This is a genomic window from Nocardiopsis oceanisediminis (assembly GCF_048595525.1).
Classification (GTDB): Bacteria; Actinomycetota; Actinomycetes; order Streptosporangiales; family Streptosporangiaceae; genus Nocardiopsis_A; species Nocardiopsis_A oceanisediminis.
Map to the genome: position 1 here is coordinate 4,863,138 of NZ_JAFMZJ010000001.1, position 12,613 is coordinate 4,875,750.

Sequence of the window (12,613 nt, forward strand, 5' to 3'; positions counted from 1 at the left end):
GGAGCAAGGGTATGAAGACCATGGCCGACCCCCAGCCGACCCCCACCGCGATCCGCGGCGCCACGCAGTCCGGGCGAGAGGATGACAACCGTGCCGACGTCCGATAACGAGTCCCCTCCGGTATACCGCGAGATCGCCGAGGAGCTGCGGGCCGCCATCGCCTCCGGGCGGCTCTCCGACGGCGATCGGGTCCCCGGCGAGAACGACCTGATGAAGCGGTACGGTGTCGCCCGCGCCACCGCCCGCCAGGCGCTCTCGGTCCTGATCAACGAGGGGCTCCTGGTCCCCATCCGCGGCTCGGGCGTGTACGTGCGCGCCTTCCGGCCGCTGCGCAGACACGGCCCGCGCAGACTGTCCAGAGAGCTGTGGGGCTCCGGGCGGGCGATCTGGCAGGCCGACGCCGCCGACCGCTCGTTCGAGATCGACGACGTGCGGATCGACGAGGTCGCCGCCGAGGCGCACGTGGCGCGGGCCCTGGAGGTCCCCGAGGGGGCGGTGGTGCTCCGCCGCCGGCGCCGGTACCGGCTGGACGGGCGGCCGCTCCAGCTGGCCTCCTCCTACCTCCCGCTCGACCTGGTCCGGGAGACCGCGATCGCCCGGGTGGACACCGGCCCCGGCGGGATCTACGCGCGCCTGGCCGAGCTGGGCCGCGCGCCGGCGCACTTCACCGAGGAGATCCGGGTGCGGATGCCCACCCCGGCCGAGGCGGAGGCGCTGCGGCTGACCGCCGGGACCCCGGTCCTGGACGTGCTGCGCACCGCGCTGACCTCGGAGCACACCCCGGTGGAGCTCAACGAGATGACCCTGGACGGCTCGGCCTACGTGCTGCAGTACGACTTCGAGGCCTGAGGCCGCCCAGGGCGCGCCCCTCGCGCGGCGATGTCGGCGCCGCGGCCCTGTCAGGGCTCTCTGACGGGGCCGCAGCGCCGAGGTCGCGCACCGGGGAGCCGCCGCGCAGGCGCTCCCGCGGCCCCGCGGCGGTCCGGACCGCCTGCCCCCGCCGCAACCCGGTCCTCACCGGCCGGGAGATTGACTCCGCCGCGCTTCCGTGACGTGATGGGCGGAGGGGCCTCTCTAGAGAGCTCCACGGGTCCGCCGCCCCGCGGGGCGGGGAGCCGCGCGCGGGCCGGGGAGGACGGCCCCGGCCCGCGGGCGCCGGACGCGCCCGTCCGGCGCGGTCCCGCTCAGCGCTCCGATCCGGAGGAGGCGCCCTGCTCCCGCTCCGCGAAGACCAGGAATACCAGGATCAGCAGGACCAGGCCGATGATGACCGCGCCCGCCGCGGCGGGCAGCAGGTCGCCGGGGTCGGACTCGACCCAGAGGGCCAGCGCGGCCCCGATCAGCCCCGCGGCGGCCAGCCCCAGCACCCCGGTCGCGCACAGCCCCGCCGCCAGCGCGCGGTCGCTCCAGCGGACCGGGCGGATGCGGTGCAGCGCCGTTCCGGCGTGCGCCGCCGCCAGCGCCCCGGCCATCCTGACCTCGTCCGCGACCTCGCCGCTCCGCGTCCTCAGCGTCCGCGCGGCGGCCGCCCCCGCCGCCGCCCAAGGGCGGGCGGCCCCGCCCCGGTAGACCCCGCCGTGCTCCTGGTAGACCCCTCTGTGCTGCGAGACGAGCATGGCCGAACGCTCCCGCCTGGTCGAAACCGTGCTCGATGAGACCCTCTCCTCTCCCTACCCTGGGCGATCCGGTGCGAACATGGCCGGAGCGGCTGAAAACAGGGAAAGAGCGGCCGTTCTCGGACAAGACCCACCCCTACCCCGCGAGCACGAACGAATGCGAACGGGTAGCGTCGTCACCATGGACGATTCATCGCGGCCGGTTACCGGGGCCGCAGGCAGGACCGAGGAGGAGTGGCTGGCCGAGCTCGGTCCGGAGGCGTACGCGGTACTGCGCCAGGGCGCCACCGAGCGCGCCTGGACCGGCGCGTACGTGTCCACCCGGACCAGCGGCGTCTACCGCTGCCGGGCCTGCGGCGCCGAGCTGTTCCGCTCCACCGAGAAGTTCGAGTCGCACTGCGGCTGGCCGAGTTTCTATGATCCTTCGGACAGCGCCGCCGTGACACTGCACGAGGACGGCTCGCTTGGCACCATACGTACGGAGGTCCGCTGCGCACGCTGCGATTCCCACCTCGGCCACGTGTTCCGCGGTGAGGGCTACGACACTCCGACCGATGACCGTTACTGCATCAACTCAGTGGCTCTCACGCTGGAGCCGGACGACTCAGTGCAATAGCATCCTCCTTCATGGGTTCCGGCGGCCGGCCGTGCGGGTCCGCCTCCGGTCGCCCTCCCGTCCAGCGACGGGACCACGCATGTGCCCGCCCCCCTGCTCCCCGGGAGCGGACGCCAGGCTCCACGACGAAAGCACCACATGACCGACCACTCCCATCCCGCTCGATCGAGCACCCCCCCTCTCGGCGTGCGCATGGCCAAGGGCTCCGCGCCCTGGCTGGTGCCCGCGTGCGCGGCCGCCGGTGCCGCGCTCCTGGCCGCACGCCGCTCCCGGGCCGGCAAGGCGATCGCCGTCCCCACCGTCGGCCTGGCGGCCGGGATGGCCTGGTTCTTCCGCGACCCCGAGCGGGTCCCCGCGGACGGCAGGGTGGTCTCCTCCGCCGACGGGGTGGTGCAGAGCATCGACACCCAGGCGGACGGCCGGACCCGGATCGCCGTCTTCATGAACCCCCTGAACGTGCACGTCAACCGTGCCCCTACGGCGGGGACCGTCGTCCGGCGCGAGCACCGCTCCGGAGGCTTCCGCCCCGCATTCGACAAGGACAGCGAGCGTAATGAACGCGTCATCTGGACCTTCGAAACCGAGATCGGTGAGATCACGGTCGTCCAAATCGCCGGCGCGATGGTCCGGCGTATCGTCCCGTATCTCGCTGAGGGGCAGAAGGCGGAGAAGGGACAGAGGATCGGCCTCATCCGCTTCGGGTCCCGCGTCGATGTCTACCTCCCGCCCGGTATCGCCCCGGCGGTGGAGGTCGGGCAGAAGGTCCGAGCCGGAGAAACTCGCCTTGACCGCGACTAGCGCGGCCGCCCTCTCCGGGGCCGCGCCGGCGCCGGAGGAGCAGGACGCGTCCCGCGTCCGCCTGGCCGTCGCCGACTACCTGACGCTGGGCAACGCCCTGTGCGGGTTCATGGCGGTCTGGCAGCTGGCCTCGGCCCAGGCGGCGCAGGTCGCCTCGGGCACCCCGGGCCCGCTGGACCGGGGCGCGATCGCGACCGCCGTGGTGCTGCTGCTCGCGGCCGCCGCCTGCGACCTGTTCGACGGCCGGGTGGCGCGCAAGCTGGGCGGCAGCGGGATGGGCGCCGAGCTGGACAACCTGGCCGACGTGATCAGCTTCGGCTTCGCCCCGGCGTTCTTCGTGGTCGCCTGGGGCACCTTCACCGCCGACGGCGGCCCGCTGCCGATCGCCGCGGCCGCCGCGGTGCTGCTCGCGGTTGTGGTGCGGCTGGCCCGGTTCTCCTGCGAGACGCCCGGGACCGCGTCGTTCACCGGGCTGCCCAGCCCGTTCGGCGCGATGGCGGTGATCACCATCGTGCTGCTGAACCCGCCGGTGCTGGTCGGCACGGCCGCGGTGTTCTTCGTGGCCTGGCTGATGGTGAGCCGGATCGTCTACCCCAAGCCGCGCGGCCGGATCGCCTTCGCGGTGCTGGCCTGGATCCTGGGCAGCGTGGGCTGCCTGGCCGCCTGGGCGATGGACGCCCCGGCCGGCGACACCCTGCTGTACTCCGGGTCGAGCCTGGTGCTGGTGCTGATCCTGGCGATCCCGTTCTACGTGTTCGCCACCCGCCGGCAGGGCGGCCGCGGCGGCTCCGAGGAGCCGCTGCCCGCCCCCCGGGAGGGCTGAGCCCGCCGGGGACCGGAAGAGCGCGAAGGGGCGCCCGCGGATCGGATCCGCGGGCGCCCCTTCGCGTCGGGGCCGGTCAGGCCAGCGCTTCGACCAGCTCGGCCGGGCTCTTCCGGCGGCCGGTGTAGAACGGCACCTCCAGCCGGGTGTGCCGGCGCGCCTCGGCGCCGCGCAGGTGGCGCATGAGGTCGACGATGCGGTGCAGGTCGTCGGCCTCGAAGGCGAGCATCCACTCGTAGTCGCTGAGCGCGAAGGTGGAGACGGTGTTGGCCCGCACGTCGGGGTAGGGGGCGGCCATCCGGCCGTGCTCGGCCAGCATCGCGCGCCGCTCCTCGTCCGGGAGCAGGTACCACTCGTAGGAGCGGACGAAGGGGTAGACGCAGACGTGCCCCTTCGGCTCCTCCCCGGCCAGGAAGGCCGGCACGTGGCCGCGGTTGAACTCGGCCGGGCGGTGCAGGCCCACGACCGACCAGACCGGCTCGCAGAGCCGGCCCAGGGCGGTCCGGCGGAACGCCGCGTAGACCTCCTGGAGCTGCTCGGAGGTCTCGGCGACCCACCAGAACATCAGGTCCGCGTCGGCCCGGAAGCCCTGCACGTCATAGGTGCCCCGGGTGGTGACGCCCTTCTTCTCCGCGTCCTCGATCAGCGCCGCCAGCTCGGCCCCGGCGGCGGCCCGGTCCAGCCCGGACAGGTCCCCGGCCTTGAAGACCGACCACATGGTGTAGCGGATGAGCTTGTTCAGGTCCTCGGGGTCGCTCTGCCGCGCGGCCTGCTCTGTGCTGCTACCGGTGCTCACGTTCGGCTCCTTGTCGTCCTCGCGCCGCCTCGTCGCGGCGCGTCCTGCACACCGTGCCCGCGCGGCCGCATCCGGCCGCGCGGCGCGGGGGTCATCGCGCGGTGCCCGGGCGGCCGCCGGCCGCCGGCTCCACCGCCAGCCCTTCCACCGCCCGGGTCGCCCCGGCGATGCACGCCGGGATCCCCACCCCGTCGTAGGCGGCGCCGCACAGCGCCAGCGACGGGTGGGCCGCCAGGGCCTCCCGGGCGCGGGCGACGCGCGCCCCGTGCCCGGTGTCGTACTGCGGGAGGCCGGCCTCCCAGCGGGTGATCCGCTTCTCCAGCGGGGCCCCGACCGGGCCGCCGCACACCGTCGCCAGGTCGGCGAGGGCCGCGGCGGCCAGCTCCTCGTCGGAGCGGCGCAGCGCCTCCTCCTCCCCGGCCCGGCCGATGGAGCAGCGCACCACCACCCGCTCCTCGCCGGGGTGCGCGGCGCGCAGCTCATCGGCGAGCCAGGGCCATTTCACGCTGCTGAAGGTGGCGGCCTTGATGGTCAGCCCCTCCCTGGGGGAGACCAGGAAGCCGCTGCCCTCCGGGCGGACCGGCAGGTCCGCGGCGCGGAAGGCCAGGGTGACGATGGCCATCCCGGCGTAGCGGATGCCGTCCAGGGCGCCGGCGGCGGGCTCGGCCACCGGGCGCAGCAGCCGCGCGGCGACGGGGGCCGGGCAGGCCAGCACCACGGCGTCGGCGCGCAGCCGCTCGGGCTCCGCGGCGCCGGGCGCTCCGACCTCCAGCGCCCATCCGCCGCCCTCCGGGGTCAGGGCGGTGACCGGGCTGAGCGTGCGCACCTCGGCCCCGCCCCGCTCGGCCAGCGCGTCGATCAGCACGCCGAGGCCGCCGCGGAGGGTGGCGAAGACGGGGGCGGGCGGGCCGGACCCGGCGGCCTCGGCCTGGCGCCGCTTGAGCGCGCGCACCCCGCGCATCAGCGAGCGCTCGCCGCGCGCGATCGGGGCGATCTGCGGCATCGCCTCGTCCAGCGAGAGGCGCTCGGTGCGTCCGGCGTACACCCCGCCGAGCAACGGCTCGACCAGCCGGTCCACCACCTCGGCGCCCATCCGCGCCCCGATGTAGCGGGCGATCGGGACGTCGCCGCGGACCGGGGTGCGCGGCCAGACCAGGTCGAGCGCGGCGCGCAGGGTTCCGGCCCAGGACAGCACGCCGCTGCGGGCCAGCGCGACCGGGTCGCCGGGGACGCCCATGACGTGGCCCTCGGGCAGCGGGCGCAGCCGGCCCCGGCTGTAGATCCGGGCCGGCCCCGGCGCGGGATGCACGACCCGGTCGTCCAGGCCGAGCTCGGAGAAGAGCCGGAGCGCCTCGGGGCGGCGGGCCAGCACCGATTCGGCGCCGGCGTCCACCGGGACCCCGGCGACCTCGGAGACGTGCAGCTTGCCGCCGAGGTCCGGGCCGGCCTCCAGCACGGTGACGGCCGCCCCCCGCTCGGCGAGCCGGTAGGCCGCGGTGAGCCCGGACAGGCCGGCGCCGACGACCGCGACGTGGGGTGTGCTCTGCATATCCGCCAGCTTTCCAGATGCTCCGGCGGAGCCGTGCCCGACCCGGGCATCTCGTTCCTCACGTTCCCGCACGTCCGGGCCTGCTCCGGGCGGCGTGACCGACATGTGACCCCGCCCCGGCAACCGGGGGTGATCCCGGCCACGTCCAAACCGGCATGAGCGCTGAGGGCAACCGGACCACCTCCTCCCCCGCAGTCCCCCGGTCCGCGGGGCGCGCCGCGGCCGCACCGGCCGGCCTGCTGGCCCTGCTGCTGCTCGCCGGCTGCGGCGGGGGCGCCGAGCAGTCCTCGATGGACACCGCCGCCGAAGGCGGCGGGGCGGGCGGCCGGGCCGCGGAGGCGCCTGCCGAGGCCCCTCGGGAGGCCGCCCCGGAGGACGGTGCGGAGGGCGGCTCCGGGGAGGGCGCCGGCTCCGACGTCGAGGCGGCCCCGCGGGAGCAGGTGCACACCGCGGCGCTGTCCGTGGAGACCGAGGACGTCGCGGGCTCCGCCGAGCAGGCCAAGGAGCTGCTCACCGGCTGGGACGGCTACGTCGAGCGGGAGAGCCTGCAGGGCGGCGGGGCGCCTTCGGGCACCCTCGTGCTGCGGGTCCCCCGGAAGCGCTACGAGAAGGCGCTGGAGGAGCTGTCCGGGCTGGGCACCCGCCTCAGCCTGGAGCAGGAGGTCGTCGACGTCACCGAGGAGGTCGCCGACGTGGAGAGCCGGGTGGAGTCGGCGGAGGCCTCCCTGGACCGGCTGCGCGGCCTGCTGGAGGACGCGGAGGGCGTGGACGAGGTGCTCGCCGTCGAGGGGGAGATCTCCACCCGCCAGGCCGACCTGGAGGCGCTCCAGGCCCGGCGGGCGTCGCTGGAGAACCGGACCTCCTACAGCACGATCGAGCTGTCCCTGTCGGTCCCGGAGAGCCGGATCGACGAGGAGCCCGGCGACTCGCTCGGCTTCACCGGCGGGCTGGCCTACGGCTGGCGCGCGCTGACCGGCCTGGCCCAGGCGCTCTCCGTGGCGCTGGGCTGGCTGCTGCCGTTCGCCGCGGTGGCCGCGGTGCTGCTCGCCCCGGTCGCCTGGTGGCGGCACCGCCGCGGGATCCGCCCGGCGGTCCCGCTGACCGGCCTGCTCCGCCGGCGCCGCCGGTCCGCCGCGCCCCGGGGCCCGGCCGCTCCGGCCGGGGGCGGGAGCGGCGCGGCCGAGCCCGCCGGGGCTCCCGCGGAGGAGGCCGGGCAGGCCGAGGGGGCGAAGGCCCGGAAGGCGGAGACCGCGGAGGCGGCGGAGCCCGGCGCGGAACCGGGCGGGGGCACGCGGCCCGGACCGGACGGGCACTGACCCGGTCCCCGCTCTCGTCCGGCCCGACCGGTTCCGGGCGCCGCCCCGTCCGCCCCGTCCGGCGGCGGGCGGGCCCCGGCAGGGCGCCCGGGTCGGCCCCGGTCTCCCCGGGCGTCGGCGGCCGCCGGTCCGATGCGGATCCCGGGTCGGCTTCCTGGCGGGTCTCCGGCCCGAGGGCCCGCGACGGGCGGGCGGGGAGGCGCAGGCCCGCCCGCACGGAACCGGGATACCCCGCCGCGGCTCCGCGGGCGCCGGCCCGCGCCCGTGCGGACGCCGCCGGTCCCGGACACGGCGCGGCCCCGCCCGCGCGGTGCGGGCGGGGCCGGAGACGCCGGGCGGCCCCTCTCCGGGCCCGGCCGGTCAGTCCTCGGTCTCGGCGTGCACGAACTCGGTGAGCCGGGTGAGCACGTCCGGGTCGGTGCTGGGCAGCACCCCGTGGCCGAGGTTGAAGATGTGGCCGTCGGCGACGCGGCCGCGGGAGAGCACGTCCCTGGTGCGCTCGGCGACCACCTCCCAGGGGGCGAACAGCACCGCCGGGTCGAGGTTGCCCTGCAGCGCGGTGGCGGCCTGGACCCGCTGGGCGGCCTTGTCCAGCGGCACCCGCCAGTCCACCCCGACCACGTCGGCGCCGGCCTCGCTGAGCAGGCCGAGCAGCTCGCCGGTGCCCACGCCGAAGTGGATCCGCGGGACGTCGCGGCCGGAGAGCGCCTCGAAGATCGACGCGCTGTGCGGCAGCACCGAGGTGCGGTAGTCCTCGGCGCTCAGCGCGCCGACCCAGGAGTCGAAGAGCTGGACCGCGGAGGCGCCGGCGTCGATCTGCACCTTGAGGAACTCGAGGGTGATCGCGGAGAGCCGGGCCATCAGGTCGTTCCAGAGCTCGGGCTCGCCGTACATCAGCGCCTTGGTGCGCTCGTGGTTCTTCGACGGCCCCCCTTCGATCAGGTAGGAGGCCAGGGTGAACGGGGCCCCGGCGAAGCCGATCAGCGGGACGTCGCCGAGCTCGCCGACGAGGGACCCCACCGCCTCGGTCACGAAGGAGACGTCACCGGGCTCCAGCTCGCGCAGGCGCTTCAGGTCCGCGGCGGTGCGGACCGGCTCGGCCACCACCGGGCCCACGCCCGGCTTGATGTCCAGGTCGATGCCGATGGCCTTGAGCGGGACGACGATGTCGCTGAAGTAGATCGCCGCGTCGACCCCGTGCCGGCGCACCGGCTGCAGGGTGATCTCGGTGATCATGTCGGGCCGGGCGCACGCCTCCAGCATGGGGACGTCCGCGCGGACCCTGCGGTATTCGGGCAGGGAGCGCCCGGCCTGGCGCATGAACCACACCGGTGTCCGGGACACCGGGAGGCGCCGGCAGGCGCGGAGGAAAGGAGAGTCTTGCAGCGTCACCCTCCGATCGTGCCATGCGCGCGGAGCCGAAACGACGCACCCCGGCCCCGGGCGGACGCGGTCCGGGTGTAACGACTTCGTCGCGGACCGGACCCCAAGATCATCACGAAACACCGACACGCCGGGAAAACTCCGCGGACCGGGGCGTGACTCGTGCCACGGTGGCAGGTGATCAGCTCCAGTCACGCACCGCGGCCACCGCGGTGCAGGACGGGTCGGCCGCCCGCCCCCTCGGCTGCCGCCCCGCCGACGACCATGGTTAAGGCAGACGTGTCCAACATGCCCCCTCTCGGCCGGGTCGACGACGCGCCTCCCCCGTTCCGGCGCGCGGTCGAAAGTCTGCGCGCGACCGCCGTCCGGCCGGAGATCTCCGTGGAGGCGATGCCCGCTCCGAAGCGGCTCGCCCCGCACGCCGCGGCGCTGTCGGCCCGGGTGAACGGCGACGAGGAAGACATCGCGCTGGGCCGCCTGATCGTGCTCTACGACCCGGAGGGCACTCGGGGATGGCCCGGCCCGTTCCGCGTGGTCGCCTATGTGAGCGCGGAGGTCGAGCCGGAGATCGCCGCCGACCCGCTGCTCGGCCAGGTGGCGTGGAGCTGGCTGACCGACGCGCTGGAGGCCTGCGGCGCGGAGCACCGGGTGCTCAGCGGGACCGTCACCCGCGCGACCACCGAGGGGTTCGCGGCCAAGGCCGACGAGCCGGTCAGCACCGAGCTGGAGCTGCGCGCCTCGTGGTCGCCGGAGGGCGACGACCTGTCCGGGCACATGGCGGCGTGGTGCGCGCTGCTCTCCGCCGCCTCCGGACTGCCCCCGGCCGATGTCGCCGACATCACCGCCCGCAGAGGGCCCGGCAGCGACTGACCACGGTGTTCTCCGCCGTCACGGAGGGTGCGGGTCACCGCCGCGCTCCCCGGAGCGCATACCGTAGTGCTGTGGCGAACGTGCTTGATTCAACGACTGACACCCCCGAACCGGACGACGGGCGGCCCGGTGAGGCCCCTCTGCTGCGCGCGCCACGCGAGGGCCTTCCCCCCGTCGTCACCGATGCCGCAGGCCTCGCCTCGACCGTCGGCGCGTTCAGCGCCGGCTCCGGACCGGTCGCGGTGGACGCGGAGCGCGCCTCCGGGTACCGCTACGGCCAGCGCGCCTACCTGGTGCAGCTGCGCCGCTCCGGCGCGGGGTCCGCACTGATCGACCCGGTGGCCTGCCCCGACCTGTCCGGGCTGAGCGACGCGCTCTCCGGCGCGGAGATGGTCCTGCACGCCGCCCACCAGGACCTGCCCTGCCTCTCCGAGCTGGGTTTCCGCCCGTCCTCGCTGTTCGACACCGAGCTGGCCGGGCGGCTGCTCGGCTACCAGCGGGTCGGCCTGGGCTCGATGGTGGAGGGCGTGCTGGGCATGCGCCTGGCCAAGGAGCACTCCGCGGTGGACTGGTCCACCCGGCCGCTGCCCGAGGACTGGCTGACCTACGCCGCCTTGGACGTGGAGGTCCTGGTGGACCTGCGCGACGCCCTGGAGGACGAGCTGAAGGCGGCCGGCAAGTTGGAGTGGGCGGCCGAGGAGTTCGCCGCCGAGCTCGCCGCACCGCCCAAGGAGCCCCGCCCCGACCCGTGGCGCCGCACCTCCGGGATCCACCGGGTGCGCAACCAGCGCGCCCTGGGCGTGGTCCGCGAGCTGTGGCTGGAGCGCGACCGGATCGCCCGCGAGCGGGACGTCTCCCCGGGCCGGGTGCTGCCGGACGCCGCCATCGTGGAGGCCGCCACGGCGATGCCGCGCACCCCGCAGGAGCTGACCGCGATCCGCCAGTTCGGGGTCCGGATGGCCCGCCGGTACGTGCCGCAGTGGATCAAGGCGGTCAACCGCGTGCGCGACATGGCCCAGTCCGACCTGCCCCGGCCCGCGGCGCCGGGCGACGGCCCGCCGCCGACCAACCGGTGGGCCGACCGCGACCCGGCGGCCGCCCGCCGACTGGAGGCCTCCCGGGCCCTGGTATCCCAGGTCGCCGAGGAGGTCAACATGCCCGCGGAGAATCTGCTGCAGCCGGACGCGGTGCGCCGGCTCGCCTGGACGCCGCCGGAGAGCACCGAGCCGGAGGCGGTCCGCGAGCGGCTGCGCGGCTACGGCGCCCGGGAGTGGCAGCTCGGCCTGACCTCCGAAGGGCTCGCCGAGGCGCTGCGCTCGGCCGGCGGGGACTGAGCCCTCCGGGCGGCCCGGAAGGGCGGAGCGGGCGGGGAAGCCCGAAGCAGAGCGTGCGGCGGCGCCGCGTCCGGGGCGCGGGCGCGGCGCCGCTCGGCGCTGCCCGGAGGCCGCCCTCCCGGCGGCCCGGAGAGCGGCTCGGGCGGGTCTCCGGGCAGGTCCGGGCCCCGCTTCCGGGGGACCGCACCAAGCAACCGCAAAGCGGACAAGAAACGACTTAAACATCCTCTGGCCATAAATTTGCAATAAGTGGCATGATTCACATCGGCACACCCCCAGGTGAGGGTTTCCCCCGCCCCGCGGGGCGGATTAAGTTATGGAATCGTGCTGTTGTCGATGCGGAGCGGAAAGCTCCACAGGACCGGAGGGGCAGGCGCTCCCGTCCCGAGCCCTGCTCCGGGGGAGACCGTCGGACACCGGGAAGGGGAGGTGGGCCTGTTGGCCATCTGGCGCAACCTGATGCGCAGGGGTTCCGTCATGACCGGGCGCACCGAGGCGTCCGTTCCGCCGACGCCCGCGCCCGCCCCGTCCGGGCACACCCCCGGGCAGCGCGCCGCCTCCCTGGAGCGCACCCTGGACGACCTGGTCCAGCGGCTCGGCTCCGACGACCCGCGCAGCATCGCCGCCCGCAACAACCTGGCCAGCAAGTACGCCCAGATCGGCCGGCGCGCGGCCGCGATCTCCCAGTTCGAGCTGGCCCTGCAGGACGCGGTCCGGGTGTTCGGCGAGGACCACCCGCAGACCGACGTGATCCGGGAGAACCTGGCCTGGTGCTACGGCGACGCCTCGCGCCCCGCCGACGCGGCGGCGCAGTGGGAGGCGCTGCTGCGCAGCCGCACCGAGCGGCTCGGCCCGGTCGCGCACGACACGGTGGAGGCGCGCACCAGGCTCGCCTCGGCGCTGCGCCGCTCCGGTGAGCACGAGGCCTCGATCGCGCACTACCAGCGCGCCATCGAGGACGCCGCGGACCCCGCCGAGCGGGAGAAGCTGCGGGTGGGGCTGAGCACCGCGCTCAACGCGGCCGGCCGCTACGAGGAGAGCGTCCGCCACCTGCGCCTGGTGCTGGCCCAGCGCAGCCGCAGGCTGGGCGCCCGGCACCACGACACCCTGGTGATCCACCACCGGCTCGGCCGGGTCTACTCGCAGGCGGGCATGCACGCCGAGGCGATCGACGCGCTGCGCGACGCCTACCGGCACGGCCTGGCCGCGGTCGGCGACCCGGAGATCCGGATGCTCACCTTCAAGATGCGCCGGGACCTCGCCGGGGCCTTCAGTGCGGCGGGCCGGCACCGCGAGGCCGCCTCCCTGTTCTGACCCGGCCCCGCCCGCCCCGTCCCGCCCAGCGCGCACGAGCGGCCGCGGAGGTGCCGCCCGCGCCCCCGGGCGCGCCCTTCCGGCCGGAGGGGCGCGCCCGGGGGCGCCTTCCGCCGGCTCCGGACCCCGCCCTCTCCCGGCCGCCCTCCGGGGCGGCCTTCTCGTGTTCCCGGCCCCTCTCGGACCGGGTGTCCGGCG

General features: G+C 75.8%; 12 protein-coding genes. 8 read left to right on the forward strand and 4 right to left on the reverse strand.

Features of this window, described 5'->3' with window-relative positions:
- The first annotated feature begins 90 nt into the window (after positions 1 to 90).
- Positions 91 to 849 carry a GntR family transcriptional regulator gene (locus J0910_RS21295; protein WP_420160313.1) on the forward strand — a complete coding sequence of 253 codons (759 nt, stop codon included), beginning with the start codon at positions 91 to 93 and terminating at the stop codon, positions 847 to 849.
- A 335-nt stretch (positions 850 to 1,184) separates the two neighbouring features.
- Here J0910_RS21295 and J0910_RS21300 read toward each other — a convergent pair whose 3' ends face one another.
- Complete coding sequence (locus J0910_RS21300) at positions 1,185 to 1,616, reverse strand: hypothetical protein (protein ID WP_420160314.1); 432 nt, start codon at positions 1,614 to 1,616, stop codon at positions 1,185 to 1,187.
- A 181-nt stretch (positions 1,617 to 1,797) separates the two neighbouring features.
- Here J0910_RS21300 and msrB point away from each other — a divergent pair, with 181 nt between their 5' ends.
- The 3 genes from msrB to pssA all read left to right on the forward strand — a co-directional run bounded on the left by msrB (position 1,798) and on the right by pssA (position 3,853).
- Positions 1,798 to 2,232 (forward strand): peptide-methionine (R)-S-oxide reductase MsrB, encoded by a 435-nt coding sequence (gene msrB / locus J0910_RS21305; protein ID WP_420160315.1) that lies wholly within the window; start codon positions 1,798 to 1,800, stop codon positions 2,230 to 2,232.
- 138 nt (positions 2,233 to 2,370) lie between these two features.
- Positions 2,371 to 3,030 carry a phosphatidylserine decarboxylase gene (locus J0910_RS21310; protein ID WP_420160316.1) on the forward strand — a complete coding sequence of 220 codons (660 nt, stop codon included), beginning with the start codon at positions 2,371 to 2,373 and terminating at the stop codon, positions 3,028 to 3,030.
- Complete coding sequence (gene pssA / locus J0910_RS21315; protein WP_420160317.1) at positions 3,017 to 3,853, forward strand: CDP-diacylglycerol--serine O-phosphatidyltransferase; 837 nt, start codon at positions 3,017 to 3,019, stop codon at positions 3,851 to 3,853. Before J0910_RS21310 ends, pssA begins: the two co-directional genes overlap by 14 nt.
- Before the next feature lie 76 nt (positions 3,854 to 3,929).
- On the opposite strand, the gene hemQ is transcribed toward pssA, so the two are convergent.
- Both hemQ and hemG read right to left on the reverse strand, forming a co-directional pair.
- On the reverse strand, positions 3,930 to 4,571 hold the full coding sequence (hemQ, locus tag J0910_RS21320; RefSeq protein WP_420162041.1) for a hydrogen peroxide-dependent heme synthase: 642 nt from the start codon (positions 4,569 to 4,571) through the stop codon (positions 3,930 to 3,932).
- Positions 4,572 to 4,740: 169 nt separating this feature from the next.
- Positions 4,741 to 6,198 carry a protoporphyrinogen oxidase gene (gene hemG, locus J0910_RS21325; RefSeq protein ID WP_420160318.1) on the reverse strand — a complete coding sequence of 486 codons (1,458 nt, stop codon included), beginning with the start codon at positions 6,196 to 6,198 and terminating at the stop codon, positions 4,741 to 4,743.
- Positions 6,199 to 6,353: 155 nt separating this feature from the next.
- Here hemG and J0910_RS21330 point away from each other — a divergent pair, with 155 nt between their 5' ends.
- Positions 6,354 to 7,514 carry a DUF4349 domain-containing protein gene (locus J0910_RS21330; RefSeq protein WP_420160319.1) on the forward strand — a complete coding sequence of 387 codons (1,161 nt, stop codon included), beginning with the start codon at positions 6,354 to 6,356 and terminating at the stop codon, positions 7,512 to 7,514.
- A 360-nt stretch (positions 7,515 to 7,874) separates the two neighbouring features.
- On the opposite strand, the gene hemE is transcribed toward J0910_RS21330, so the two are convergent.
- Entirely contained in the window at positions 7,875 to 8,843 is a 969-nt protein-coding gene (gene hemE / locus J0910_RS21335; protein WP_420162042.1) for a uroporphyrinogen decarboxylase, read from the reverse strand.
- A gap of 342 nt (positions 8,844 to 9,185) precedes the next feature.
- Here hemE and J0910_RS21340 point away from each other — a divergent pair, with 342 nt between their 5' ends.
- From J0910_RS21340 to J0910_RS21350, 3 genes are all read left to right on the forward strand, one after another.
- Positions 9,186 to 9,767, forward strand: a complete 582-nt coding sequence (locus J0910_RS21340) for a DUF3000 domain-containing protein (RefSeq protein ID WP_420162043.1) — start codon at positions 9,186 to 9,188, stop codon at positions 9,765 to 9,767.
- A gap of 71 nt (positions 9,768 to 9,838) precedes the next feature.
- A complete protein-coding gene (locus J0910_RS21345) occupies positions 9,839 to 11,101 on the forward strand; it encodes an HRDC domain-containing protein (RefSeq protein WP_420160320.1) in 1,263 nt (420 codons plus the stop codon).
- 429 nt (positions 11,102 to 11,530) lie between these two features.
- The gene (locus J0910_RS21350) at positions 11,531 to 12,415 is read left to right on the forward strand and encodes a tetratricopeptide repeat protein (RefSeq protein ID WP_420160321.1); all 885 of its coding nucleotides are present in this window, start codon (positions 11,531 to 11,533) and stop codon (positions 12,413 to 12,415) included.
- The last annotated feature ends 198 nt before the right edge of the window (positions 12,416 to 12,613 follow it).

What these genes read in the sequence shown, in the direction of transcription:
- J0910_RS21330 (WP_420160319.1), top strand. Translation starts at nt 6,354, where the DNA reads ATGAGCGCTGAGGGCAACCGGACCACCTCCTCCCCCGCAGTCCCCCGG.
- J0910_RS21300 (WP_420160314.1), bottom strand. Translation starts at nt 1,616, where the DNA reads ATGCTCGTCTCGCAGCACAGAGGGGTCTACCAGGAGCACGGCGGGGTC.
- msrB (WP_420160315.1), top strand. Translation starts at nt 1,798, where the DNA reads ATGGACGATTCATCGCGGCCGGTTACCGGGGCCGCAGGCAGGACCGAG.
- hemQ (WP_420162041.1), bottom strand. Translation starts at nt 4,571, where the DNA reads ATGTGGTCGGTCTTCAAGGCCGGGGACCTGTCCGGGCTGGACCGGGCC.
- J0910_RS21340 (WP_420162043.1), top strand. Translation starts at nt 9,186, where the DNA reads ATGCCCCCTCTCGGCCGGGTCGACGACGCGCCTCCCCCGTTCCGGCGC.
- hemG (WP_420160318.1), bottom strand. Translation starts at nt 6,198, where the DNA reads ATGCAGAGCACACCCCACGTCGCGGTCGTCGGCGCCGGCCTGTCCGGG.
- J0910_RS21310 (WP_420160316.1), top strand. Translation starts at nt 2,371, where the DNA reads ATGACCGACCACTCCCATCCCGCTCGATCGAGCACCCCCCCTCTCGGC.